At 61.6% G+C, this 23,514-nt stretch carries 22 protein-coding genes and 1 tRNA gene; 10 read left to right on the top strand and 13 right to left on the bottom strand.

The annotated features are described in order from the left end of the window. Positions 1 to 37 precede the first annotated feature (37 nt). From AC5SSZ_RS09505 to AC5SSZ_RS09485, 5 genes are all read left to right on the top strand, one after another. The gene (locus tag AC5SSZ_RS09505; protein ID WP_274828699.1) at positions 38 to 1,804 is read left to right on the top strand and encodes a sensor histidine kinase; all 1,767 of its coding nucleotides are present in this window, start codon (positions 38 to 40) and stop codon (positions 1,802 to 1,804) included. Continuing rightward, a complete protein-coding gene (locus AC5SSZ_RS09500) occupies positions 1,801 to 3,042 on the top strand; it encodes a sigma-54-dependent transcriptional regulator (RefSeq protein ID WP_274828697.1) in 1,242 nt (413 codons plus the stop codon). Before AC5SSZ_RS09505 ends, AC5SSZ_RS09500 begins: the two co-directional genes overlap by 4 nt. Before the next feature lie 265 nt (positions 3,043 to 3,307). After that, positions 3,308 to 4,309, top strand: a complete 1,002-nt coding sequence (locus AC5SSZ_RS09495) for a DctP family TRAP transporter solute-binding subunit (protein WP_065273201.1) — start codon at positions 3,308 to 3,310, stop codon at positions 4,307 to 4,309. A gap of 111 nt (positions 4,310 to 4,420) precedes the next feature. After that, positions 4,421 to 5,113 carry a TRAP transporter small permease gene (locus AC5SSZ_RS09490; protein WP_065273801.1) on the top strand — a complete coding sequence of 231 codons (693 nt, stop codon included), beginning with the start codon at positions 4,421 to 4,423 and terminating at the stop codon, positions 5,111 to 5,113. After that, positions 5,113 to 6,531 carry a TRAP transporter large permease gene (locus AC5SSZ_RS09485; protein WP_274833635.1) on the top strand — a complete coding sequence of 473 codons (1,419 nt, stop codon included), beginning with the start codon at positions 5,113 to 5,115 and terminating at the stop codon, positions 6,529 to 6,531. Before AC5SSZ_RS09490 ends, AC5SSZ_RS09485 begins: the two co-directional genes overlap by 1 nt. Before the next feature lie 151 nt (positions 6,532 to 6,682). Here the strand turns inward: AC5SSZ_RS09485 and tpiA are convergent, their stop codons facing one another. From tpiA to rimK, 7 genes are all read right to left on the bottom strand, one after another. Continuing rightward, entirely contained in the window at positions 6,683 to 7,435 is a 753-nt protein-coding gene (gene tpiA / locus AC5SSZ_RS09480; RefSeq protein ID WP_495438041.1) for a triose-phosphate isomerase, read from the bottom strand. 161 nt (positions 7,436 to 7,596) lie between these two features. Then, a complete protein-coding gene (locus AC5SSZ_RS09475) occupies positions 7,597 to 7,956 on the bottom strand; it encodes a HesB/IscA family protein (RefSeq protein ID WP_065273204.1) in 360 nt (119 codons plus the stop codon). 112 nt (positions 7,957 to 8,068) lie between these two features. Then, positions 8,069 to 9,307: a glycerophosphodiester phosphodiesterase family protein gene (locus AC5SSZ_RS09470; RefSeq protein ID WP_495438040.1), complete on the bottom strand. Its 1,239-nt coding sequence runs from the start codon at positions 9,305 to 9,307 to the stop codon at positions 8,069 to 8,071. Positions 9,308 to 9,412: 105 nt separating this feature from the next. Then, positions 9,413 to 9,775, bottom strand: coding sequence for an SUF system Fe-S cluster assembly protein (locus tag AC5SSZ_RS09465; protein WP_065273205.1), 363 nt, complete (start codon positions 9,773 to 9,775; stop codon positions 9,413 to 9,415). Positions 9,776 to 9,888: 113 nt separating this feature from the next. After that, positions 9,889 to 10,170, bottom strand: a complete 282-nt coding sequence (locus tag AC5SSZ_RS09460; protein ID WP_065273206.1) for an NfeD family protein — start codon at positions 10,168 to 10,170, stop codon at positions 9,889 to 9,891. After that, entirely contained in the window at positions 10,170 to 11,060 is an 891-nt protein-coding gene (locus tag AC5SSZ_RS09455; protein WP_065273207.1) for an SPFH domain-containing protein, read from the bottom strand. Before AC5SSZ_RS09455 ends, AC5SSZ_RS09460 begins: the two co-directional genes overlap by 1 nt. Before the next feature lie 82 nt (positions 11,061 to 11,142). Then, a complete protein-coding gene (rimK, locus tag AC5SSZ_RS09450; RefSeq protein WP_274833641.1) occupies positions 11,143 to 12,555 on the bottom strand; it encodes a 30S ribosomal protein S6--L-glutamate ligase in 1,413 nt (470 codons plus the stop codon). 69 nt (positions 12,556 to 12,624) lie between these two features. Here rimK and tgt point away from each other — a divergent pair, with 69 nt between their 5' ends. From tgt to lon, 3 genes are all read left to right on the top strand, one after another. Continuing rightward, positions 12,625 to 13,755, top strand: a complete 1,131-nt coding sequence (gene tgt, locus AC5SSZ_RS09445; RefSeq protein ID WP_274836779.1) for a tRNA guanosine(34) transglycosylase Tgt — start codon at positions 12,625 to 12,627, stop codon at positions 13,753 to 13,755. A 145-nt stretch (positions 13,756 to 13,900) separates the two neighbouring features. Continuing rightward, the gene (locus tag AC5SSZ_RS09440; protein ID WP_495438039.1) at positions 13,901 to 14,560 is read left to right on the top strand and encodes a hypothetical protein; all 660 of its coding nucleotides are present in this window, start codon (positions 13,901 to 13,903) and stop codon (positions 14,558 to 14,560) included. Between the two features lie 234 nt (positions 14,561 to 14,794). Beyond that, the gene (lon, locus tag AC5SSZ_RS09435; RefSeq protein ID WP_274828687.1) at positions 14,795 to 17,206 is read left to right on the top strand and encodes an endopeptidase La; all 2,412 of its coding nucleotides are present in this window, start codon (positions 14,795 to 14,797) and stop codon (positions 17,204 to 17,206) included. 67 nt (positions 17,207 to 17,273) lie between these two features. Here the strand turns inward: lon and AC5SSZ_RS09430 are convergent, their stop codons facing one another. From AC5SSZ_RS09430 to AC5SSZ_RS09420, 3 genes are all read right to left on the bottom strand, one after another. Beyond that, positions 17,274 to 17,813 (bottom strand): GNAT family N-acetyltransferase, encoded by a 540-nt coding sequence (locus AC5SSZ_RS09430; RefSeq protein WP_495438038.1) that lies wholly within the window; start codon positions 17,811 to 17,813, stop codon positions 17,274 to 17,276. A 25-nt stretch (positions 17,814 to 17,838) separates the two neighbouring features. Beyond that, positions 17,839 to 18,096 carry a YjhX family toxin gene (locus AC5SSZ_RS09425; RefSeq protein ID WP_065273212.1) on the bottom strand — a complete coding sequence of 86 codons (258 nt, stop codon included), beginning with the start codon at positions 18,094 to 18,096 and terminating at the stop codon, positions 17,839 to 17,841. A gap of 257 nt (positions 18,097 to 18,353) precedes the next feature. Next, the gene (locus AC5SSZ_RS09420; protein WP_495438037.1) at positions 18,354 to 19,406 is read right to left on the bottom strand and encodes a Glu/Leu/Phe/Val family dehydrogenase; all 1,053 of its coding nucleotides are present in this window, start codon (positions 19,404 to 19,406) and stop codon (positions 18,354 to 18,356) included. A 132-nt stretch (positions 19,407 to 19,538) separates the two neighbouring features. Here AC5SSZ_RS09420 and AC5SSZ_RS09415 point away from each other — a divergent pair, with 132 nt between their 5' ends. Both AC5SSZ_RS09415 and AC5SSZ_RS09410 read left to right on the top strand, forming a co-directional pair. Beyond that, complete coding sequence (locus AC5SSZ_RS09415) at positions 19,539 to 20,000, top strand: Lrp/AsnC family transcriptional regulator (protein WP_065273805.1); 462 nt, start codon at positions 19,539 to 19,541, stop codon at positions 19,998 to 20,000. A gap of 116 nt (positions 20,001 to 20,116) precedes the next feature. After that, a tRNA-Val gene (locus tag AC5SSZ_RS09410) sits at positions 20,117 to 20,191 on the top strand. A 67-nt stretch (positions 20,192 to 20,258) separates the two neighbouring features. On the opposite strand, the gene AC5SSZ_RS09405 is transcribed toward AC5SSZ_RS09410, so the two are convergent. The 3 genes from AC5SSZ_RS09405 to AC5SSZ_RS09395 are packed head-to-tail and all read right to left on the bottom strand — an operon-like array spanning position 20,259 to position 23,507. Beyond that, entirely contained in the window at positions 20,259 to 20,942 is a 684-nt protein-coding gene (locus AC5SSZ_RS09405) for an ATP-binding cassette domain-containing protein (RefSeq protein ID WP_274868831.1), read from the bottom strand. Further along, complete coding sequence (locus AC5SSZ_RS09400; RefSeq protein ID WP_495438036.1) at positions 20,939 to 22,684, bottom strand: branched-chain amino acid ABC transporter ATP-binding protein/permease; 1,746 nt, start codon at positions 22,682 to 22,684, stop codon at positions 20,939 to 20,941. Before AC5SSZ_RS09400 ends, AC5SSZ_RS09405 begins: the two co-directional genes overlap by 4 nt. After that, a complete protein-coding gene (locus AC5SSZ_RS09395; protein ID WP_495438035.1) occupies positions 22,659 to 23,507 on the bottom strand; it encodes a branched-chain amino acid ABC transporter permease in 849 nt (282 codons plus the stop codon). The genes AC5SSZ_RS09400 and AC5SSZ_RS09395 overlap by 26 nt, the downstream gene beginning before the upstream one ends. Positions 23,508 to 23,514: the final 7 nt, after the last annotated feature.

Below are 23,514 nucleotides of genomic sequence, written 5' to 3'. Positions count from 1 at the left end.
GTGAGTTTCATAGTCTGGCCTGCATGAGGCAGTATCAATGATCAAACAAACCATGTGGCAGCGCTGGGGCCTATTGCTGGGATTTGCATGTGCAGTCGCAGGGCTGGCGGCTGCGGTCTGGATCTATGGGTACCGGCAGGCGCTGGACTCGCTGGCAGAGCGCAGCGCGGCGGATCTGGCATTGGCGTCGGACCGGGTCAGCACACAGTTGCAAATCTATCAGGAACTGGCGGTTCTGACGGCGGATCATCCGGTGCTGGACGGGCTGGATACGGCGGCGGGGCAGCAAGAGGCGGCCCGGCGCCTGCGCGAAGTCGCGGACAAGACGGCGGCGCTCGACGTGTTCTATGCAGACCGTTCGGGGCGGGTTCTGGCCTTTGCCGAAGGGGTCGCCGGAGGCTCGGTGGCCGATCAACCCTATTTCAAACGTGCCATGCAGGGCGCGCTTGGCACCGGTCAGGCGGTGCTGCTGCCCGAGGGGCGGCGGGCCTATTTCTATGCCGCGCCCAGCTTTGCGCCCGGCGGCGGCGTGCTGGGGGCGCTGGTGGTCGTGGCCGATGTAGAGGATGTGGAGCAGACCTGGCGCGGCTCCTTGCCTGCGGTCTTCTTCACCAACCGCAACGAAGAGGTGTTTATTTCCAACCGGCCGGAATTGCTGTTCTGGCGACGGGCTGAACGGCTGCCTGGCAGCGCGGCCGAGGGAGGCGATCCGGTTTCCTTCGCGGTGGAAAACCATGGCGGGCACGAGGTCTGGCAGATGTCCGGCAGCTCCTACCTGCCGCAGCAGGCGCTGCACCTGACGGTGGACCTGCCGGTCATCGGTATGCGTGGAGAGATCCTGGTGGATGTCGCCCCGGCGCGGCGTATCGCTGCCTTGCAGGCGGCCGCTCTGACGGCGGTGTGTCTTGCATTCGGCACGCTCCTGTTCCTCGCGACCGAGCGGCGCCGAACCCTGGCCCGGGCCAATGTCATTCTGGAAACCCGGGTCGAGGCCCGCACCCAGGCCCTGCAGGTGATCAACACTCAGCTGCGCCGCGAGGTCCATGAGCGACAAGAGGCCGAAGCGGCGCTGAAACAGGCGCAGGAAGATCTGGTCCAGGCCGGGAAACTCTCGGCGCTGGGGCAGATGTCTGCGGGCATCAGTCACGAGCTGAACCAACCGCTGATGGCCATTCAGCAATATGCCGAAAACGGCGCCGCCTTTCTGGAACGGGAAAAGCCCGAGCGCGCGGCGGAAAACCTGACCCGGATTTCCAGCATGGCCGAACGCATGGCGCGGATCATCAAGAACCTGCGGGCCTTTGCTCGCAACGAAAGCGAACCGATGGCGCGGGTTGATCTGGTGCAGGTGATCAATGCGGCGGTGGAACTGACCACGGCGCGGCTGGAAACGGACCATGTGGCGCTCCATTGGGCAGCGCCATCCGGTCCGGTCTACGCCTGGGGTGGCGAGGTGCGGCTGACCCAGGTTTTTGTAAACCTGATCAATAACGCCGCCGACGCCATGATGGAGCAGGACCAGCGGGCGATCCGCATCGCGCTGGAATGGCCGTCACAGCAAACTGGCGCGCGGCTGCGCGTTCATGTCCGTGACATCGGCCCGGGCATCAAGGAACCGGAAAAGATGTTCGAACCTTTCTATTCGACCAAGGCCGTGGGCAGCGCCGAGGGGCTTGGCCTTGGGCTGTCGATCTCTTACGGGTTGGTGCAAAGTTTCGGCGGCCACATCCGCGGCTGCAACAGCAGCGATGGTGCGGTCTTTACCGTCGAACTTGACCCCTGGAGCGAGGAAGAAGCTGCATGACCCGGCGGGTACTGCTCGTGGATGATGACGCGGCGGTGCGCGAGGCGCTGTCGCAGACGCTTGAGCTGAACGACCTGGAGGCGGTGACAGCTGGCTCTTTCGTGGGGGCCAAGGATCTGATCTCTCCCGAATTTGATGGCGTGATCCTGTCGGACATTCGCATGCCGGGGCGGGACGGGTTTCATCTTTTGACCTATGCGCATGAGATCGACGCCGAACTGCCGGTTATCCTGCTGACCGGCGAAGGCGACATTCCGATGGCGGTGCGGGCGATGTCCGAGGGTGCCTTTGATTTTCTGGAAAAACCCTGCGCTCCGGGGGATCTTCTTTCGGTGCTGGAGCGGGCGCGCAAGACCCGGGCACTGGTGCTGGAAAACAGACGCCTGAAGCGCCAGCTGGAGGCGGGCGATCCGGCGGCGCGGATGCTTTTCGGCACCTCCCCGCAGGCAGAGCAGCTCAGGACGCGGGTGCGCGCAGTGGCGCCCACCGGAGCCGAGGTTCTGGTGACAGGTCCGGCGGGCAGTGGCGTTTCCAAGGTCGCCGAAGTCATCCACCTGATGTCGCCGCGGGCGCAGGGCGCCTTTGTGAAGCGACCCGCCGCCGGGATGACCATCGAAGCCTTTGATGCGCTGTGCCAGGATGCGGCGGGCGGGTCGTTGTTTCTGGATGAAATCCCGGCCATGGCCGACGCGGTGCAATACGCGGTTCTGGAACGTCTGGAGCAGGGCGTCGCCGCGCGGGTGATCGCCGGGACCACCAGCGATCTGGCGCAGCTGGCCACCAGCGGCGCCTTCAATGCTGACCTGTTTTATCGCCTGGATGGCATGCGGGTGCGCATTCCATCGCTGGCTGAACGGCCCGAGGACATCCCGGTTCTGTTCCGTCACTACGTGGCCCAGGCGGCCGAGCAGGCGGGCATCGCGGCGCCCGAGATCAGCCAGGAGCATCTGGCCATGCTTATGGCGCAGGACTGGCCTGGCAATGCCCGCTCGCTGATGTCGGCGGCCATGCGGTTCGTGCTTGGCATGCCCGAGGAGGTTTCGGTCGGCTCTGGTCTGGGGCTGGCGGAACAGATGGCGCAGGTTGAGCGGTCCTTGCTGATCGCAGCGCTGGGGCGCCAGAACGGGCGCGCTTCGGCGGCGGCGGCGGCGCTAAAGCTGCCACGCAAGACCTTTTACGACAAACTGGCCCGATATGGCATCCGCCCCGAGGACTATCGCCGCGCCTCAGATGCGTGATTCCAGTGGTTGAAAAGATGGGCTAACGGCTGTGCGGAAATCCGCACACCTCGCGCTGATCCCTGTGCGAGTTTTCGCACAGCCTACAATTTAGGCGCCTGCGCCCGAGAACTGGGCGCCATGCATCTATCTGAAAAGTTTATAAAAAAATCAAAATCAGCCGAATCACGACTCAATTCTTGAGCGGGGCAGTGCGATTCGCGATCCTTCCCACGGGGCTTGTGCATTGCGCACAGGCTATGGAGAGAAATCTGGGAGGACTATTATGAAGTTCCTGACTGCTACCGCCGCCGCTCTGGCGATGACCGTATCCGCTGGCGCCGTTCAGGCGGCCTGTGACGAAGGCGAGATCGTCGTCAAGTTCAGCCACGTCACCAACACCGACAAGCACCCCAAGGGGATTGCCGCGACGCTGCTGGAAAAGCGTGTCAACGAAGAGATGAACGGCACCATGTGCCTTGAGGTCTATCCGAACTCGACCCTCTACAATGACAACAAGGTGCTCGAAGCGATGCTGCAGGGCGACGTGCAGCTGGCCGCGCCGTCGCTGTCCAAGTTCGAAAAGTTCACCAAACAGTTCCGTCTGTTCGACCTGCCGTTCATGTTCAAGAACATCGATGCGGTTGATGCCTTCCAGGCGTCCGACAACGGTCAGGCGATGCTGGATTCGATGCAGCGCCGTGGCCTGCAGGGCCTGGCTTACTGGCACAATGGCATGAAGCAGATGTCGGCCAACAAACCGCTGGTCGAACCGACCGATGCCAATGGCCTGAAGTTCCGCGTGCAGTCCTCGGACGTGCTGGTGGCGCAGATGGAAGCGATCGGTGGCAGCCCGCAGAAAATGGCCTTCTCCGAAGTCTACGGCGCTCTGCAGCAGGGTGTTGTCGATGGTCAGGAAAACACCTGGTCCAACATCTACGGCAAGAAGTTCTTCGAAGTGCAGGACGGGATCACCGAAACCAACCACGGCATCATCGACTATCTGGTGGTGACCTCGGTGGACTGGCTGGACAGCCTGGAGCCGGAAGTACGCGACCAGTTCCTGACCATCCTGTCGGAAGTGACCGAAGCGCGGAACTCTGAATCCGCCAAGGTCAACGCAGCAGCCAAGCAGGCGATCATTGATGCCGGTGGCACCGTGCGTCAGCTCTCGGCCGAGCAGCGCCAGTCCTGGGTCGACACCATGAAACCCGTCTGGGCGCAGTTCGCCGGTGACGTGGGTCAGGACAAGATCGACGCCGCACAGGCGATCAACGCAGGCTTCTGATAGCCGCACCCCGGGGCGCGCCATCCAAGGATGAGTGCTGCGCCCCGTTTTGCAGGCGGCGTGGGGATCCGCCGCCTGCACCATTTTATCAACATAGCAGGGGAGACTGGCATGTCGGGGGCAAGAACCGGCCCGGCCGGGGTCATCAATACGCTGGAAGAAACGCTGATCGCGCTGCTGTTGGGGCTGATGACAGTGATCACCTTTGCCAATGTGGTGGCGCGTTTCGTGTTCAACTCCAATATCCTCTGGGCGCTGGAGCTGACGGTGTTCCTTTTTGCCTGGCTGGTGCTGCTGGGGGCGTCTTACGCGGTCAAGACGCATGCGCACCTGGGGGTGGATGCCATCGTCAACACGCTTGCGCCGCCTGCACGTCGCGTTGTGGGGCTGATCGCGGTTGGCGCCTGCCTGCTGTTTTCGCTGCTGTTGCTGAAAGGCGCCTATGATTACTGGGCGGTGTTTGCGGATCTGCCGCCGACCTCGGGGCGCTGGTTCCCGACGGGGCTGGACATGAAGGCCCGCAGCCAAAGCTTTTACGAGGTGCAGGACGTGCCGATGGTGGGGATCTTCCGGTTTCTGGAGGATCTGATCAACTACGGGGATTCCTACGAAAAACTACCCAAAGTGGTGCCGTATCTGATCCTGCCGCTGTCGATGCTGCTGCTTGTGATCCGCTTTGTGCAGGCTGCCCTGCGTATCTGGCGCGGTGAGGCCGACCGGCTGGTGGCCAGCCACGAGGTTGAGGACGAGTTGGACGAGGCCCGCGCCCGCGCCACCGGAGAAAAGACGGGGGGAGAAAACTGATGGACGTCGTTCTGCTTTTTGCCATGGTGGTTGGCTTGATGCTGATCGGCGTGCCGATCTCCGTCTCGCTGGGCCTCAGCTCCACCCTGTTTCTGCTGGTCTATTCGGACAGTTCGCTGGCCTCGGTCGCCGGCACATTGTTCGAAGCCTTCGAAGGCCATTTCACCCTCTTGGCCATCCCGTTCTTCATTCTCGCCTCGACCTTCATGTCGACCGGCGGTGTGGCGCAGCGGATCATCCGGTTCTCGATTGCCTGCGTCGGCCATTTTCAGGGCGGTCTGGCCATCGCTGGCGTCTTTGCCTGCATGATGTTCGCGGCGCTGTCCGGGTCTTCTCCGGCGACTGTGGTGGCCATCGGCTCCATCGTGATCGCAGCAATGCGCCAAGCGGGCTATTCCAAGGAGTTCGCCGCCGGTGTAATCTGCAACGCCGGCACGCTTGGCATCCTGATCCCGCCCTCCATCGTGATGGTGGTCTATGCGGCATCGGTCGACGTTTCGGTCGGACGGATGTTCCTTGCCGGTATCATTCCGGGCCTTTTGGCCGGGGTGATGCTGATGGTGACGATCTACGTCATCGCCCGGATCAAGAACATGCCCAAGGGCGACTGGGCAGGCTGGGCCGAGGTCGGCGCCTCCTTCCGCGAGGCGTTCTGGGGCCTGTTCCTGATCGTGATCATCATGGTCGGTATCTATGGCTACCCGTGGTATTCGCCTGAACTGGGGCTTTACAAGGAAGGCGCGATCTTCACGCCGACCGAAGCCGCCGCCGTGGCATCCGTCTATGCTTTCCTGGTGGCAACCTTTGTCTACCGCGACATGGGACCGCTGGCGGGAACCGAGGTGCGCCCGCGCCGCACCGTCCTGCAGGCGCCGCTTGCGCTGCTGTCGGTCTGGTTCCACAAGGACACCAAACGGGCGCTGTTCGATGCGGGCAAGCTGACCGTGACGCTGATGTTCGTGATCGCCAACGCGCTGATCCTGAAACATGTACTAACCGACGAGCAGGTGCCGCAGCATATCGCCAATGCCATGCTGTCGGCGGGCTTTGGCCCGGTGATGTTCCTGATCGTGGTGAACGTGATCCTGCTGATCGGCGGTCAGTTCATGGAACCGTCGGGCCTGTTGGTGATCGTTGCGCCGCTGGTGTTCCCGATCGCGATCGAGCTGGGCATCGACCCGATCCATCTGGGCATCATCATGGTGGTCAACATGGAGATCGGCATGATCACCCCGCCGGTTGGCCTGAACCTCTTCGTGACCTCCGGGGTTGCGGGCATGCCGATGATGGCGGTGGTCCGGGCGGCCCTGCCGTTCCTGGCGGTGCTCTTCGTCTTCTTGATCATGGTGACCTATATCCCATGGCTCAGCACGATGATCCCGAACGCGCTAATGGGGCCGGAGATTATAACGAACTAGAGATTCACGAGTACCGAGTTGTGTAAGAGTTGGTACGAGTGAGGGCGCCCCGGGAGATCGGGGCGCCATTTTTGTAAGCAAAGGCCGTAAAAAAGCCCAGCTCTGCGTCAGAGCCGGGCTTGTCATTGATGTGTGAGGCCGCGCCTCTTGGTCAGGCGTTTTCCAGAGCCGAGATGATCGGAGAGAAATCCGCCGCCGTCAGGCTGGCGCCGCCGACAAGGGCGCCGTCCACGTTCGACACGGCAAAGATTTCGGCCGCATTTCCGGGTTTCACCGAGCCACCGTAAAGCAGGCGAATGCCTTCGGCGGTCTCGGCGCCAAAGCGGTTGGTCAGCTCGGCGCGCAGGAAATCGTGCACTTCGCCGATCTGCTCCAGCGTTGGAACCTTGCCGGTGCCGATGGCCCAGACCGGTTCATAAGCGACGACCAGCGTGGCGCCGCTGGCGCCCTCCGGCACCGAACCGGCCAGCTGTGTGCCGACGACCGAAAGGGTCTTGCCCGCTTCGCGCTCTTCCAGGGTCTCGCCAAGGCAGGCCACGGCCAGCAGGCCAGCGGCCATGGCGGCTTCGGCCTTGGCAAGGACGATGGCGTCGGTTTCACCGTGATCGGCACGGCGTTCAGAGTGGCCCAGGATCACCGCGCTCGCGCCTGCATCCAGCAGCATCGCCGCGCTCAGATCGCCGGTATGCGCGCCCGAGGTCGCGGCGTGACAGTCCTGACCACCGATTTGTACCGGTCCGCCGCGGGTGGTGTCCGCTGCGCGCGACAGCAGCGTTGCGGGCGGGCAGATCAGGATGTCGGTGCCATCCGGCGCCGGATGGCCTTCAGCCAGCGCAGCAAGCTCAACCAGCTCTGCCCCGGTGCCGTTCATTTTCCAGTTTCCCGCCGCCAGTTTCCGCCGCATGTGTCGCTTCCCTTGTTGTTCTGTGGCGTGGTGGTAGCACCCCGCGGCAGAGGGAGCAATTGTGCAAGACGCCGCTGGCGTGGCCATTGGAAACACAAAAGGGCGACCGAAGCCGCCCCATGCAATGAATGCCGTAATCTAGGGTGATCAGTCGTCTGAGTTCAGGCGCCGGGCATATCCTTGAAGCTGATCGACTCGCCGCAGCCGCAGGCCTCGGCGACGTTGGGGTTGTTGAACTTGAACCCGCTTTCCAGCAGCGTGGTTTCATAGTCGATCTCGGTGCCAAACAGGAACATCTGTGCCATCGGTGCGATCATCACCCGGGCGCCGTCTTGTTCCACGACCTCGTCATTGGGATCGGCGTCATCGACGTATTCCATGGTGTATTCCATGCCGGCGCAGCCGCCTTTTTTCACGCCAATGCGCAGGCCCGCGTGGCCCGCATTCTGCATCAGCTTTGAAATCTGCGCCGCAGCCTTCGGGGTGATGGTTACAGCCTGTTTGCCGGGGATACCGAACATGAAAGTCTCCAGTTTCGCGCGTTACCCTCAATCTAGGGTCCTGCGGCGGCAGGCTCAAGGGGGCGGCGGCAGATGCGATGCACAGGTGCCTGTGCGGTGGCGGTTTTTTTGTCTACAGTCCCATGCAGTTGGCGTAATAGGTCACCGTTGCGGGCCAGTCGGAAAAGACACCGGAGACGCCCACATCCTGTGCCAGAACATCCAGCACCTGATAATAGGCCGAGGCATCCGAGATCGCCGGTTTCACTGACCGGTAATACCAACCGCCGCCATTTGTCAGCGGCCCAGAGCGCTCCATCGACCAGGCGATGATCTTGAGCCCCGCCTCGCGCGCCTTGATGGCATAGGGGGAGGGCACGATCTTCCCGTCCTCCAGCGCCAGCAGCATCCAGATCGGCGGTGCGATATAGTTAACCCCCATATCTGCCAGCTCCTGCATGCTCGGCTTGAAACTCGCGGGGTTGGACGGATCCACCTTGCCTTCATCGGCATCGGATTTGGAATAGCGGTCATCGAGGTACACCGCCTGCGCGCCGAACTCTGGCTCGTTCTCTATCCAATATAGGACATCGCTGAGATCGAAACTTTGCAGCCAGACATCCGATGCTGGCACGCTCGCGGATTTGTACTCTTCCACCAGCTTCTGCGCGTAGTCTTCCTGCGTGAATCCGTTGAAGGGCATCTTTACCGCCGGTGCCTTCAACTCGGGCGTGAACTTGGCGCCAATGCTGCGGAACAGGGCGATGGACTCAGCGTGGGTCATGCTGCGCGCGCCATCGACATAGAGCGTGCTGCGCCATGGGGCGACGCCGCCCTGATAGGCTTCTGCGGTCTTCGCCGTCTTGTCGCGGCTGTCCATCTTGGGAGTCAGGCTGCGGAACTCTTCCAGCGTGATCTCCGAGGTGCGGCACTCGGCCTTGGCGTCCGCGCCGCCGCCTGCGGGGGTGAAGGGGGTGATGCAGGTGTCGGCCAGATCGCTGGTCAGGATATCGGTGGTGGTGTGAAGATCGTTCTGGGCATGGCGGCAGACCAGTTCCAGATCCTTGGTAAAGGTCACGTCGCACTCAAGGATCCCGGCGCCCATCTGCGCGGCGGCCATGTTGCTTTCGATGGTGTGTTCGGGAAAGAGCAGCGGTGCGCCGCGATGACCGATGGAGAATTCCGTGCGCTGCGGCACCTGCGCGGCGCAGGACTGCAGCCTCTCCTTCAGCGCGCCCGCGGGCAGTTTGTCGATCAGATAGGCCGGACGCGGCCCATAGGTCAGGGCGGTTTCGGCGACAACAGAAGTGGCGGCAAGCGACAGGAGCAGGCCGGGCAGGGTAAGGGCCGACAGGGCACGGGAAAGGCGCAAAGGGATTCTCCGGAAAAAAATCAGGTTTGAAATAAAAATCGCGGCGCCGGGTAACACCCGCGCCGCGATCCCATGAAACTATTGTGATGATGCACGGGGCAGGGGTTACATGAACCCAAGTTCCAAACGCGCCTCGTCCGACATCATCTCCATGCCCCAGGGCGGCTCCCAGGTCAGTTCGACATCGACGGATTTAACGCCGGGTACGGGCGAGATCGCATCGACGATCCAGCCCGGCATCTCACCAGCGACGGGGCAACCCGGCGCGGTCAGGGTCATGATGATCTTGACGTCGTTTTCTTCGTTGATGTCGATGGTGTATATCAGGCCCAGCTCGTAGATATTGACCGGGATTTCAGGGTCATAGACGCTACGGCATGCGTCTGCCACCGCATCGTAAAGCGGGTGGGAAACAGAAGACGGCGCGATCAGCGGCGCCCCTTCAAGAGGTTCGGAAGCGTTGGTCATATCGGTCCCTGACTGGTTATCCGACCGTTTATATAGGGAACAGGGCAAGCGGCGTCCAGTCTTGGACCGCAGGGAACTTGCGCGCTGGTGCAGATGATAGAGGCGATTTTTGACTAGTCGTTGATATCCGTGTCAAAGGTCTTCACCTGCCCGCGAGGCAGGGCAAAGGCGCGGCGCAGGACAAGCCAGGCGATGAGCGATATCGCCGCAAAGAGGAAGACCAGCACAGGCAGGCCAAAGGTGCCGCTGCCCATCGCAAGAAGCAGTACCCCGACGCCAAGGGCGCCGATGGCAAAACCCAGGAAGACAAAGCCCGGCGCCAGCACCTCCAGAATGCCAAGTACCAGCGCCGCAGCGCACCAGACCCACCAAAGTGCCCAGAAGGGAGCGGCCATTACTTGTTTCCTTTCAGCATCTTGAAGGCATCGCCAAAGGCCTCAAGCGCCTGCGCCGGGACCACGATGGTCTGGCTGCCGGTGCCTGCGCCAAGAGTATTGAGCGCCTCCACCTGTTTCAGCGCCACCTGATACTGCGCCGCCTCCAGACCGTTTTCGGCAATCGCCTTGGCCACCACTCCGGTCGCATAGGCTTCGGCATCGGCCTGAATGCGGCGGGCCTTGGCGGTTTGTTCGGCGGAATACAGTTCGGCATCGGCGGCGAGTTCCACCGCGCGTTTCTTGCCTTCCGCCTCGGTCACCTGCGCCCGGCGCGCGCGTTCGGCATTGAGCTGCTGCAACATCGCATCGCGGGTGGCCTGATCGAGGTTCACGTCAAGGATCTCGGCGCGCGTCACTTCAATCCCCCAGTCATCCACGGCGCTTTCGACGCTGCGCTTGATCTCGCCAATCAGCTGCGAGCGGTTGGATTGCACCTCATCCAGATCCATCTTGCCGATTTCAGCGCGAACAATCCCGGCGACGGTGGTGGCGATGGCACCATCTACATCCCGGATGCGGTAGACTGTCTTTTCCGGCTCCAGGATGCGGTAGAATACCGACGTATCGATCTCTACCAGCACGTTGTCGCGGGTGATCGCATCCTGGCTGGCGTTCGGCAGTTGCCGTTCAAGGATCGAGACCTTGTGGCGGACCGCATCCAGAAAAGGCACGATGAAATTGATGCCCGGGCCAAGCACCGACTTCAGGCGGCCAAAACGTTCGACGACAAATTTTTCCGACTGCGGAACGATCCGGACGCCTTTGAGAATGACGACGATCAGGAAGATCGCCCCGAGAATGTAAAGCAGGCTGCCGGACAAGAGGGCGGTAATCTGATCTTCGCTCATAACTGGAAATCCTGTCTGAAAGGTATGGAACCAAGATCGGGTGGCGGCGGCGCGCGGTCAAGCCCTGCCGCCGCCAGTGGGATCACTTGCGCGCCGTCGCCTGTTTGCGCACCCGCAGGGGGGCGGGGCGCACGTGGTCTTCGATCTCGTCATAGATCAGCCCGGCGATGTTTTTCTTCGAGGTCCGTTCGATACCTTCCAGCCCGGGCGAGGAATTGACCTCCAGCACCTTTGGCCCGTTTTCCGAGCGCAGAAGGTCGACACCCGCGACATTGAGGCCAAAGGCCTTGGCTGCCTTGACGGCTGTGGCGCGTTCTTCCTTGCTGATCCGGACCGACACGGCGCTGCCGCCAAGATGTAGATTGGAGCGAAAGTCACCCTCGGCGCCCGAGCGTTTCATCGCCGCAACCACTTTGGAACCGACCACTAGACAGCGGATATCCTCGCCATTGGCCTCTTTCACGAATTGCTGCACCAGGAAGTTTGCCTTGAGCCCGCGAAAGGCGGTGATCACGGATTCGGCGGCCTTCTTGGTTTCGGCCAGCACCACGCCTTTACCCTGCGTGCTTTCCAGCAGTTTCACGATCAGGGGGGCACCTCCGACGATGTCGATCAGGTTCTTTGTATCCTTGGGCGAGGCGGCAAAGGCGGTTTCGGGCATGCCGATCTTCTGACGTGCCAGTACCTGATGGGCGTGCAGCTTGTCGCGGCTGGCGGTAATGCCAGCGCTGCCGTTGACGCAAAAGGTGCCAAGGGTCTCGAACTGGCGCAGCACGGCGGTGCCATATGGGGTGATCGAGGCGCCGATGCGCGGGATCACCGCGTCATAGCGCGGCAGACGCTTGCCGTCGTAGTGCACTTCGGGCGCCAGCGCGTTGATGTCCATGTAGCAGCGTGTGGTGTCGATGACCTCGACGGTGTGGCCTCGTTTTTCGCCCTCTTCCACCAGTCGGCGGGTGGAGAAATTATCCTCGCGGCTGAGTACAGCAATGCGCAGCACCCGGTTCGGCGCGGCCTTGCGGATGTTTTTCGAGGCATAGACCGAATAGTCTAGTTCCGGTTGGCAGAACCGTTCCGAAGGTGCCACCGCGACGTTCTCTCCCAACGCCTGACGGCCCAGAAGCATATGCAGTGTCATACCGCTGCGATCGGTGAGGGTGACTTCGATGGGCCAGCTGTGGCCATCGACCACCAGATCGGTCGAGATGACATAGCGCATTTCGCTTTCGCCATTGGAGGAGGTCACCTCACGCCGGTCGATAATATCGGCAGAGCAGGGGATCCGCAGCCCTTCCTGCCCTGGCACGGGGTGGACGGTAAAGCGTACCTTGGGGGCGGCAGCCGGTCCGAAGGTTTCGATTTCAGTGGCATGCAGGGCAGAGGTGCGGGCGCCGGTGTCGACCTTGGCCTTCATTGCGGGCAGGCCAAGCCCCGGCAGGCTTACCCATTCCTCCCAACCGAGGGTCAGTTTTGCGGCGTGCTCGTCTGTGGACATGCGCTTGGCTCCTTGGCATTAGGGGAATCTTATGGTCGTCAGATGACAGAACTAACGCAGGAAGTCGAAATGTCAGAGCTTTTCAAGTTTGAAATGAAAGCGCAGGACGGAAAAGCACGCACCGGTGTGATCCAGACGCCGCGCGGTGACATTCGCACGCCTGCCTTCATGCCCGTTGGCACCGCTGCGACGGTCAAGGCGATGATGCCGGAAAGCGTGCGCGCCACCGGCGCTGACATCCTGCTGGGCAATACCTACCACCTGATGCTGCGTCCAACGGCTGAGCGGATCGACCGGCTGGGCGGATTGCACAAGTTCATGAACTGGCAGCGTCCGATCCTGACCGACTCGGGTGGGTTTCAGGTGATGTCGCTGGCGGGCCTTCGCAAGCTGACCGAGAAGGGCGTGACCTTCAAAAGCCATATCGACGGCTCCCGGCACGAGCTGACGCCAGAACGCTCGATGGAGATCCAGCGGCTCTTGGGCAGCGATATCGTGATGTGTTTCGACGAATGCCCGGCGTTGCCTGCGGACCGCGACCGCATTGCCGAGTCGATGCGCCTGTCGATGCGCTGGGCCGAGCGGTCCAAGGACGCGTTTGGCGACCGGCCCGGTCATGCCCTGTTCGGGATCATGCAGGGCGGGCTGGAACAGGACCTGCGCGAGGAAAGCGCCAAGGCGCTGACCGACATCGGTTTTGATGGCTACGCGGTGGGCGGTCTTGCGGTGGGCGAGGGGCAGGAGGCGATGTTCGGCTGCCTTGACTACGCGCCGGACATGCTGCCGCAGGACAAGCCGCGCTACCTGATGGGCGTTGGCAAGCCCGACGATATCGTCGGCGCGGTGGCGCGCGGCATCGACATGATGGATTGCGTGTTGCCGTCGCGATCCGGCCGGACCGGGCAGGTCTTTACCCGCCGCGGGGTGGTCAACATCAAGAACGCGCGCCACGCCGACGACCCGCGCCCGCTGGATGAAGAGTGCAGCTGCCCGGCCTGTTCGAACTATTGCCGCGCCTACCTGCACCATGTGTTCCGCGCCAACGAGATGATTTCGGGCATGCTGCTGACCTGGCACAACCTGCATTACTTTCAGGAGATCATGCAGGGCATGCGCGATGCGATTGCGGCGGGGACGTTCGAGGCTTGGCAGAAGGACTTCCACGACACCCGCGCTGAAGGTGATATCGAGCCGGTGTAATCGGGGGGTATAAGACCGCTGACCACCCTTTTCCGGGTAAGAGGCGGGGGCTGATTGCCCTGTACCTGCGTGGCGACCGGTTATGCCTTGTTCACCAGTTGTGAAGACCTTTTTACTAGTTTCCCGCCAAAAGGGGAGAATGGTGATGAGGTGGTATCTGGCGCTGGCTTTTGCGGCCTTGATGGGCGGCTCGATGGCAGCTCAGGCGCAGGCGACACAGGATAACACCACGCCAGGATCGCTGGCAGAGGCATCAAGTTTCTTCAAGGCGCCGCGCCTTAACGGTTGCAGCATTCCGCTAGAGGATCTGGTCAAAGGTGGCTCTGCCGGGCTGCGCGGCCAGTGGATCGTTCAAAAAGGCCCGGGAGAGATGTCGACGGCTGTCGGCGGGCGCATCGAGATGGTGCCGCTGCCGCAACGCAGCGGCGATACCCTGTCGCTGCGGTTTCGCAATGGCAGGCTGGTGGCGGATTCGCCGGTGCTGGGGCTTTTTGGGATCTCTGTACAGGACCGGGGCCCACTAAAGCCCGGCACGGGGCTGCGCGCCGAAAGCGTCGGCCGCGGTGATCTGCCGGATGATGCCGAGGTGTTCCTGGATGAGGTGTCTCTGGGGCCGCTGCCCTGCGGCGCCGATCAGTTGATCAGGCTGACCCTGCTGGCCGAGCGTTCAACCGGCACCGGAGAGGTCTTGCGGCAGGAGGTGCGCCTGTTCTTGATCGATGAAACACGGATGAGCGGAACCTATATTGAAACCGGGCCGGGCGGGCGGATGGAGCGGGGATTCATCACCCTGATGCGACGCTGAATTGACCCGCATGGCCCAAACCGGGGGCAGCTCGCAGCCCCCTTCACCATTTGCTCACCCTTCCTGCATTTGCGCCCTTGTGGTCGCCGCCCTGCAGGGGCAATGTGAGCGCAAAGATTGAGGCGCTGCGGTTGAAATACATGCTGAACCGCACCAGATAACAGATCAAAGAGGAGACGCCTGCGGCTGCCGCTACCTGGGGCCTGGACGTCTTGCCAAAGAAAAGGACCGAGTATGCAAGAGCCACTCAATTCTTCCTATCCCGTGCTGCCGCTGCGTGACATCGTGGTGTTCCCGCACATGATCGTGCCGCTGTTTGTCGGCCGGGAGAAATCGGTACGCGCCCTGGAAGAGGTGATGGCCGATGACAAACAGATCCTGCTGTCCAGCCAGATCGACCCCTCTGAGGACGATCCGGAAAGCGATGGCATCTACCGCGTCGGCGTTCTGGCCAATGTGCTGCAGCTGCTGAAGCTGCCCGATGGCACCGTCAAGGTGCTGGTCGAGGGCCAGACCCGCGTCAAGATCACCGATTTCCTGGAAAACGACAGCTATTTCGAAGCCCGCGCCGAACTGCTGAACCAGATGCCCGGCGACGTCACCACCACCGAGGCGCTGGTGCGCACCGTTGGTGATGAATTCGAACGCTACGCAAAAGTGCGCAAGAATATCCCCGAAGAGGCGCTGAGCGCAGTTGGCGAGACCACCGAGCCCGCCAAGCTGGCGGACCTTGTTGCCGGTCACCTGGGTATCGAGGTGGACCGCAAGCAGGAGTTGCTCGAGACCCTCTCGGTCAGCGAACGTCTGGAAAAGGTCTATGGCCTGATGCAGGGCGAAATGTCTGTCCTGCAGGTCGAGAAGAAGATCAAGACCCGCGTCAAATCCCAGATGGAGAAGACCCAGCGCGAGTACTACCTGAATGAGCAGATGAAGGCCATTCAGAAGGAGCTGGGCGATGGCGAAGAAGGTTCGGGCGAAGTGGCCGAACTGGAAGAGAAAATCGCCGAGACCAAGCTGTCCAAGGAAGCCCGCGAAAAGGCCGACGCCGAGCTGAAGAAGCTCAAGAACATGTCGCCCATGTCGGCCGAAGCCACGGTTGTGCGCAACTATCTGGACTGGATGCTGTCGATCCCGTGGGGCACAAAATCCCGCGTCAAGAAAGACCTCAACCGCGCGCAGGATATCCTCGACAAGGACCACTACGGCCTTGAGAAGGTCAAGGAACGCATCGTCGAATACCTTGCCGTGCAGCAGCGCTCGGCCAAGCTGAAGGGGCCGATCCTGTGCCTCGTTGGCCCTCCGGGTGTGGGTAAGACCTCGCTTGGCAAATCCGTGGCCAAGGCAACGGGGCGTGAATTCATCCGCATCAGCCTTGGCGGCGTGCGCGACGAGAGTGAGATCCGCGGTCACCGCCGGACCTATATCGGCTCGATGCCCGGTAAGATCATCCAGGCGCTGAAGAAGGCGAAAACCACCAATCCGCTGATCCTGCTCGACGAGATCGACAAGATGGGCCAGGATTTCCGTGGCGACCCGGCCTCGGCGATGCTGGAAGTGCTTGATCCGGAACAGAATTCCACCTTTGTGGACCACTACTTGGAGGTGGAATACGACCTCTCGAACGTGATGTTCCTGACCACGTCCAACAGCTACAACATGCCGGGTCCGCTTCTGGACCGGATGGAGATCATTCCGCTGTCGGGCTACACCGAGGACGAAAAGCGCGAAATCGCCAAGCAGCACCTCGTGTCCAAGCAGGTGAAGAACCACGGCCTCAAGGCCAAGGAATTCGAACTGACGGATGAGGCGCTGACCGACATCATCCGCACCTACACCCGCGAGGCGGGCGTGCGGAACTTGGAGCGGGAAATCGCAAAGGTGGCGCGGAAATCGCTGACCAAGATCGTCAAGAAGGAAGCCGAGAGCGTCAAGGTCACCCATGACAACCTCGACGAATTCCTGGGCGTTCCTAAATACCGCTTTGGTCTTGCTGAAAAGGAAGATCAGGTCGGTGTCGTGACCGGTCTGGCCTATACGTCTGTCGGTGGTGAGCTTCTCTCCATCGAGGCACTGCGCCTGCCGGGCAAGGGTCGCATGAAGACCACCGGTAAACTGGGCGATGTGATGAAGGAGTCGATCGAGGCTGCTTCCAGCTATGTGCGCTCGGTTGCGCCGCAGCTGGGGATCAAGCCGCCAAAGTTCGACAAGTGGGACATCCACGTGCACGTGCCCGAAGGTGCCACGCCCAAGGACGGCCCCTCGGCGGGTCTGGCCATGGTGACCTCCATCGTGTCGGTGCTGACCGGGATCCCGGTACGCAAGGACATCGCCATGACCGGCGAAGTCACTCTGCGTGGCAATGCGCTGGCCATCGGCGGGCTCAAGGAAAAACTGCTGGCAGCCCTGCGCGGTGGCATCAAGACGGTGCTGATCCCCGAGGAAAACGCCAAGGATCTGCCGGATATTCCCGACAACGTGAAGGAAGGTCTGGAGATCATCACGGTGAGCCACGTGTCCGAAGTGCTGAAACACGCACTGGTGGGCAGCCCTGAGCCGATCGAATGGGACGAGGAGGCCGAAGAGGCCGCCGCAGCCCAGGCCGCGCTGGAGGCGAAATCCGCATCGGCAGCCCCGACCGCGCACTAAGTGCCGGTAGCAGTAAGACAGGAAAGGCGGCCCGCTTGGGCCGCCTTTTTCTTTTTTTGCTCGATACCTACCAATACTCCGGATTTCGGAAGGGCGCGGCGCAGGAGGCAGGGCCGACCAGCGGCGCGAAGGCTCCCCCAGTCAGCGATTGGCCCAGCCAGCCATGCGGGTAGGACAGGGGCATGGGCGCCGCGGCCTCCTGTTCGGTGATCTGCCTGAACCCGACCTTGGCGTAGAAATTGACATCGCCATAGGTCAGGATGATATCAACGCCATCCCTTTTCAGCTGGCTGAGGCCATGGCGCAGAAGCGCCTGACCGGTGCCCTTGCCCTGCTGATCCGGCGCAACCGCTACCGGCGAAAGTAGAAAGACGACCCGGTCGTCCTGATCATAGCGCATCCGCGTGAACAGGATGCTGGCAACCACCGCGCCGCCCTCTAGCACGGAGAAGATAAACAAATCCTCCTCTGCCACCGTGGTGAACAGGGCGCGCACCAGCGCAGCGATGGTTTGCCCTTCGTCGGCGCCTTCCGACGCGGTGAAGGAGGCGGCGAACAGGTCGGTGATCTCTGCTGTTCGCCCCTTGTGGCCTGACACAAATTCCATGGTCTGCTCCTTTGATGTCATGATGTTATCGTTGGTTCAGCTGCGCGCGTACGGCTTTGATCCCCAGTCGCGAGGCGCGATAGGGTTTGCCGTCGCGCGATTGGATGAAACGGCGTTTGTGCAGGCGCTGAAAGACGCCAAGGGTGCAGTCCGACAGAACGTTGCCCTCGCGCGTATAGCAGATGATACTGCGGATCTTGCCGTTTTCACTGCGTTCATGATGGATGCTGCCGCCAAGGGCGAGCTCGTGCAACACGCGTTGCTCGTGTTTTGAGATATTCAACGGAAGTCTCGATTTTATGAGAGTGCAAGGAAAGAGGTCACTCAGCCGATGCCGTGAGTGTCCTTGTTGCGTCCTGCGTTCCCGATGTGCTGTGCCGGGAACGGGCTTATGCCCGGGTCTCTTCCATAAAATCTCCAAATGCATGAGGCGTCAGCCCCATGTCTTCTGCCCTAAATAGGGAGGCAAACCCGCGCTGACAAGCGGCAGCGCCAAATGGCAGCTGCCGCTGTTGCATTTCTGTAATCGTTGGGGTGGGCTTAAGCCGCTGCGGCCTGCGCCATCTTCGCCCGCACGGCGGCAATGGCCACGGCATCCGGGCTGATGTCCTGCTGACGCGCCTGGTTGAGCACCTCGGCCATGGTCGCTTCCAGCGCAGCAAGTTTCTTGGCCACATAGGCCTCGCGATCCGCGATTTTCAGGATCTCGGTCGCTACGTTGATGATGCCGCCGCCATTGGCGATGAAATCGGGCGCATAAAGGATGCCGCGTTCATGCAGGGCCTGACCGTCCTCGGGGGTGGCCAGCTGGTTGTTGGCACCGCCTGCGACGATCCCGACCTGCAACAGGGGGATGGTCTCGGCATTGAGGATGCCGCCAATGGCACAGGGGGCAAAGATATCCGCCTGCACGGTGCAGATCTTGTTGATGGCAACCGGGCGGGCGCCGAATTCCGCGACCGCGCGTTCGATGCGCTGTGGGTCCACATCTGTGACGATCAGACCGGCGCCCGCGTCATTCAGGAACTGGCACAGATACCAGCCCACATGGCCCAGCCCCTGCACTGCCACCGTGACGCCCTGCAGATCGGCGCTGCCGACCTTGTGCGCCCGGGCGGTGCGGATGGCGTTGAAGATGCCGCGCGCGGTGATGGGGGAGGGATCGCCGCTGGCAAACTCCCCGTCTGCCAGACCGGCGACATAGGGCGTTTCATCGGCGAGCAGCGCCATGTCGGCAGGGCTCATGCCCATATCCTCGGCGGTGATGTAGCGGCCGTTCAGGCTGTCGATCGCCCGGCCAAAGGCGCGCAGCATCTCTGGCGTTTTGCTTGTTGTCGGGTCGCTGATGATCACCGCCTTGCCGCCGCCCAGCGGCAGGCCCGCCGCGGCGTTCTTGTAGGTCATGCCCTCGCTCAGCCGCCGAACATCATCCAGCGCCTCATCCGCAGTGGCATAGGCGCGCATCCGCAGCCCGCCAGCGGCCGGTCCGGCCTCGGTTGAATGGATGGCGATGAAGCCGGTCAGACCGACGGCGGGATCGTCGACACGGTAGATTTCTTCGTGACCGGGAGAGGCGATTTTGGTGAGGGTCATACTGACAGGCTCCTGAACTAACAGCCCCAGAATACCGGGTATGGGCTTCGGAAATTTTCCAAAGACGCCCTCAGGAGTGGTTGGTTTTGGAGCAATTTGCTAACATGGCGCCAAGTAATGGAGGAAATCGCTATGGACGCTATCGATCGCAGGATTGTCACCGCGCTGCAGCGGGACGGGCGCATGAAGCTGGCGCAGCTCTCAGAAGAGGTCGGCCTGTCGCCCACCCCCTGCGCCCGGCGGGTGTCGATGCTGGAAGAAGCCGGGATCATCACCGGCTATTCCGCGCGGGTCGATCAGGCCAAGGTCGGGCTGGCCGTCACCATTTTTGTCGCTGTTGAGCTGGAGCGCCAGTCGAAGGACGCGCTGCAGGCCTTTGAAAATGCCGTGCGCCAGTTCGATCAAGTGATGGAGTGCTACCTGATGACAGGCAGTCGCGATATCCTGCTGCGGGTGGTGGCGCAGGATCTGACGGATTTCGACCGCTTTCTGGAAGAGCAGTTGATGCGGGTGCCGGGGATCCGCAATACGCGGTCCAGCTTCACCCTGCGCACCATGATCCGCCGCGATGTGCTGCCCGGCGGACCTGGCTGAGGCGGCCAGTGCAGGAGGGATGTGAAAAGAGGAAGCCGAAAAAGAAGGAGACTGGTGAAAATCTTCATATCCCCCTCTTGCAGAGCGGTGATCCTGACGGTAATACCCGATCCCACGGGTGATTAGCTCAGTGGTAGAGCGCTTCGTTCACATCGAAGATGTCAGGAGTTCAAATCTCTTATCACCCACCATTCCCTCTTTTCACATTTGCTCGTTTGAGTGTTGGCGCGCGCAGGGAACTGCCGATTTTAGTCTCGGTCATAGGCTTAATATCGACCGTAATCGCTCTATGGAGACCTCGTTTGCGGGTTTGTCCAGAACCACCGTTCCGGCGTCGAGGCCGAGATACCAATCGGAAATACCGGTCAGAAAGCTGAGGTTCTGTTCGCACAACAGAATACCGGCCCCGGCTTTCGCACGGTCCATCAGGCACTCCGCCATATGGGCGATGTTTTCCGGCTGAACGCCCTCGGAGGGTTCATCAAGGACAATCACCTTTGTGTCCTCGATCATAGCGCGGACAAAGGCCAGGATTTTACGCTCACCGCCGGACATGGTGCCTGCGGGCTGGTCCAGCCGTTCTGCCAGCCTTGGGAAGCGGTCGAAATACCTCTCCGGTCCCTCCCGGTTGCTGCCGAGGGTCAGGTTTTCCCTGACCGTCAGATCGTCGAACACCATTGATGTCTGGGGCATGTAACCGATGCCGCGTTTGCGCCGGGCATGCGAAGGACGTGAGGCGACAGAACGCCCTTCCAGCCGGATATCACCAGCCCCCGCAATCAGGCTGCCCTGCACAAGTCGTGCAAGGGTGGTCTTGCCGACACCGTTCCGGCCAAAGACGCCCAGAACACTGCCTGCTTCGATCCGGGCCGAGACGTTGAACAGAACATGGGTGTCCCGGTAGCCGCCGGTCAGATTGTCGATTTCCAGAAGCGAGGTCATTTGGTGCCTCCCGCATAGACGGCCTGAACCTCGGGATTGCTGCGCACCTTGTCGAAGCTGTCAAAGGCGAGCACCTGCCCGAGGTGCAGGACCAGAACCTTGTCCGAGATCGCCTGAACGATGCTCATGTCGTGTTCGATGACGATGACCAGACCGCCGGTTTGTGCCTGATATGTCCGCACAAGTTCGGTCATCAACGCGGTTTCATCCGGGGAAAGCCCTGCACAGGGTTCGTCCAGCAGCAATACCCGAGGCTCAGATGCGATGGTCATGGCGTATTCCAGAAACTGACGGTGGCCTTGTGGTAGATGTGCGACCGGCGCGACCAGATCTTCCTGCAGAGGCACCGCGGGGCGTTTTAAAAGTTCCGTCAGCGATTCCGATCGCCAGTGCAGGGTCGCGGGGCGCAGCAGATCCACCAGCCGTGCCCGGTTGGCCATCATGGCAAGTGCCAGGTTTTCTGAAACGTTCATGGAAAAGAACACGGAGGGCACCTGCAACTTGCGGCCAATGCCGCTGCGCAGCGCCTTGTAAGGAGGGCGCGCGTGAATGTTGCACGACCCCAATGCAATGCTGCCGCGGGTGATCTGCAGGTTGCCGGTGATCGCGTTGAGCGTGCTGGTCTTACCCGCGCCATTTGGCCCGATGACGCTGATGATGCCGGTCGAGGGCGTCTCAAAGGTCACGCCGTTCAGGATTCGGACGACACCGATCTGTAGATGCACATCGTCAAATCGCAGCGCGCCGGGGGTGTCGGTCGGTTTGCTTGGCGGAGCCGCGATGGAGGGCGCGCGCCTGCCGGGCGTTGCGGGCCGGATACGCCGGTATGCGGCCTCCAGCAGCTCCGCGATGCCGCCGGGGGCCTTCAGCACCACTAGAATGAAAGCCAAGGCCATCAATAGTTCCCAATAGGGGAAACTGTCGCGCAGCTCGGCTGAGGCCCAGCCGACGATGACGGCTCCGATCAGCGGGCCAAGCACGTGAAACCGGCCGCCCACAGCGGTCAGGATGACCATTTCAGCGGAGAGGCCGAACCCCATCGAGGTGGGCGTCACGATCCCCTGATGCGAAGCAAAAAGCCCCCCGGCCAGGGCCGCAATGGCGGCAGAGAAAGCAAAGGCTGCGCCTTTGATGACATGGGTCGGAAATCCGAGCAGCTGCAGGCGCGGTTCGTTGTCGGCCACGGCCTTGGCGATCAGGTTGACCGGAAGTCGGTTCAGGATGAACAGCAACAGGCTGACCAACACTGTGGCTGCCACGATGACGTAGTAAAAGCTTCCGAAGGGATCGAGATTGCCGAGGCTGGAAAACCCACTCATCCCGTTGAAGCCGCCGGTGAGCGGCGTGGCGGTTCCGGCGATCTGTTCGGCGATCATCACCAAGGCGAGTGTGATCAGTGAAAAGTATGGACCGCTTTCCTTCCGACCGCGAAAGATCAGCGTGGCCAGAAGGAAAGCAAACACGGCGATGGCAGCCAATACGGTGACGGCCAGGAGGAGGTCGATGCCGAGTCCGTTTCCTGCGCGCAGGGTGCTGGCCGTGACATAGGCGGCAAATCCGAAGAACAGTGCCTGCCCCAGCGGCAGCACCCCGGTCTTGCCCCAGAGAAAGCCGATGCCTTGCGCTGCGATGCCATAGATCAGGTACAGCCCGATCTGGTAGGCCGTGAAGTCGCCGAACACCACGGGGATCAGGAGAAGCACTGCCAGAAGCAGGCTAACGGGAAGAAGAACGGATACCATCAGGTTTCAGCCAGAGAAAGAGAATGGAAAGAGAGAGAACAGCCAGATAGCCATAGGTCTGATTGGCAACGGCCCCGAGGACGGATTGCGTTCCCGCGATAATGCCCGCGCCGATGCCCAGCCCTTCGAGGGAGCCAAGACCGCCGACCACAAGGGCAAAGAACGAGCGGATCAGGTAATCGAGCCCCATCATCGGCTCAATCCGGATGGTGGGCGCCAGGATCAACCCGGCCAATCCAGCGGTGCAGCAGCCGAAGATAAAAGCGCCAGCCGACAGCCGGGCGGTATTGATGCCCACAGCCTCGGCCAGGTCCGGATTGCCGACCATCGCCTTGATCCGGGTGGCGACCTTGGAGCGGCTGTTCCACCAGAACAGCGCGACAAAACCTGCGAGAATGCCAAGGATGACGGCAATGCGATAGGCAGGGTAGTCGGCGCCCAGAACGCTTATCGTACCGCTGATGGGCGGGGTGACGGATTGATAGCCCCGTCCAAAGATCAGCTCCACCGCTTCGCGGAGCAGGATGGCGATGCCCCAGGTGGCCAGCAGGCTGTCGAACATCCGGCCATAGAGGTGACGGATGATCGTGCGCTCAAGCACGAAGGCCACCATGGCAACGGTCAGCAGGCAAACCGGAACCTGCAGCCATGCAGGCAGACCCAGCGAGGAAGTGATGACCGGGGCATAGGCCCCGATCATTACGAATTCCCCATGTGCCATATTCATGATCTGAAGCTTGCCAAACACGATGGCCAGCCCCAGCGCGACCAGCGCCAGGGTGCTGATCTGCCAGGCAAGGTTGAGGATAAGAACGGAGGACATGGGCGCA

Source organism: Phaeobacter sp. CC-HEC084 (assembly GCF_059429255.1).
Note: the sequence above shows the minus strand (reverse complement) of the source record. Positions and strands in the feature narration are given on the sequence as shown.

Bases quoted from the DNA above. Each gene is read 5' to 3' on its own strand.
- AC5SSZ_RS09455 (WP_065273207.1), bottom strand. From the start codon at position 11,060: ATGAGCGAAGATCAGATTACCGCCCTCTTGTCCGGCAGCCTGCTTTAC.
- rimK (WP_274833641.1), bottom strand. From the start codon at position 12,555: ATGTCCACAGACGAGCACGCCGCAAAACTGACCCTCGGTTGGGAGGAA.
- AC5SSZ_RS09415 (WP_065273805.1), top strand. From the start codon at position 19,539: ATGGACGCTATCGATCGCAGGATTGTCACCGCGCTGCAGCGGGACGGG.
- AC5SSZ_RS09500 (WP_274828697.1), top strand. From the start codon at position 1,801: ATGACCCGGCGGGTACTGCTCGTGGATGATGACGCGGCGGTGCGCGAG.
- AC5SSZ_RS09400 (WP_495438036.1), bottom strand. From the start codon at position 22,684: ATGGTATCCGTTCTTCTTCCCGTTAGCCTGCTTCTGGCAGTGCTTCTC.
- tpiA (WP_495438041.1), bottom strand. From the start codon at position 7,435: ATGCGGCGGAAACTGGCGGCGGGAAACTGGAAAATGAACGGCACCGGG.
- AC5SSZ_RS09505 (WP_274828699.1), top strand. From the start codon at position 38: ATGATCAAACAAACCATGTGGCAGCGCTGGGGCCTATTGCTGGGATTT.
- AC5SSZ_RS09490 (WP_065273801.1), top strand. From the start codon at position 4,421: ATGTCGGGGGCAAGAACCGGCCCGGCCGGGGTCATCAATACGCTGGAA.
- AC5SSZ_RS09475 (WP_065273204.1), bottom strand. From the start codon at position 7,956: ATGTTCGGTATCCCCGGCAAACAGGCTGTAACCATCACCCCGAAGGCT.
- AC5SSZ_RS09395 (WP_495438035.1), bottom strand. From the start codon at position 23,507: ATGTCCTCCGTTCTTATCCTCAACCTTGCCTGGCAGATCAGCACCCTG.
- AC5SSZ_RS09420 (WP_495438037.1), bottom strand. From the start codon at position 19,406: ATGACCCTCACCAAAATCGCCTCTCCCGGTCACGAAGAAATCTACCGT.
- AC5SSZ_RS09460 (WP_065273206.1), bottom strand. From the start codon at position 10,170: ATGGCCGCTCCCTTCTGGGCACTTTGGTGGGTCTGGTGCGCTGCGGCG.
- AC5SSZ_RS09485 (WP_274833635.1), top strand. From the start codon at position 5,113: ATGGACGTCGTTCTGCTTTTTGCCATGGTGGTTGGCTTGATGCTGATC.
- AC5SSZ_RS09430 (WP_495438038.1), bottom strand. From the start codon at position 17,813: ATGGAATTTGTGTCAGGCCACAAGGGGCGAACAGCAGAGATCACCGAC.
- AC5SSZ_RS09440 (WP_495438039.1), top strand. From the start codon at position 13,901: ATGAGGTGGTATCTGGCGCTGGCTTTTGCGGCCTTGATGGGCGGCTCG.
- AC5SSZ_RS09495 (WP_065273201.1), top strand. From the start codon at position 3,308: ATGAAGTTCCTGACTGCTACCGCCGCCGCTCTGGCGATGACCGTATCC.
- AC5SSZ_RS09405 (WP_274868831.1), bottom strand. From the start codon at position 20,942: ATGACCTCGCTTCTGGAAATCGACAATCTGACCGGCGGCTACCGGGAC.
- lon (WP_274828687.1), top strand. From the start codon at position 14,795: ATGCAAGAGCCACTCAATTCTTCCTATCCCGTGCTGCCGCTGCGTGAC.
- tgt (WP_274836779.1), top strand. From the start codon at position 12,625: ATGTCAGAGCTTTTCAAGTTTGAAATGAAAGCGCAGGACGGAAAAGCA.
- AC5SSZ_RS09465 (WP_065273205.1), bottom strand. From the start codon at position 9,775: ATGACCAACGCTTCCGAACCTCTTGAAGGGGCGCCGCTGATCGCGCCG.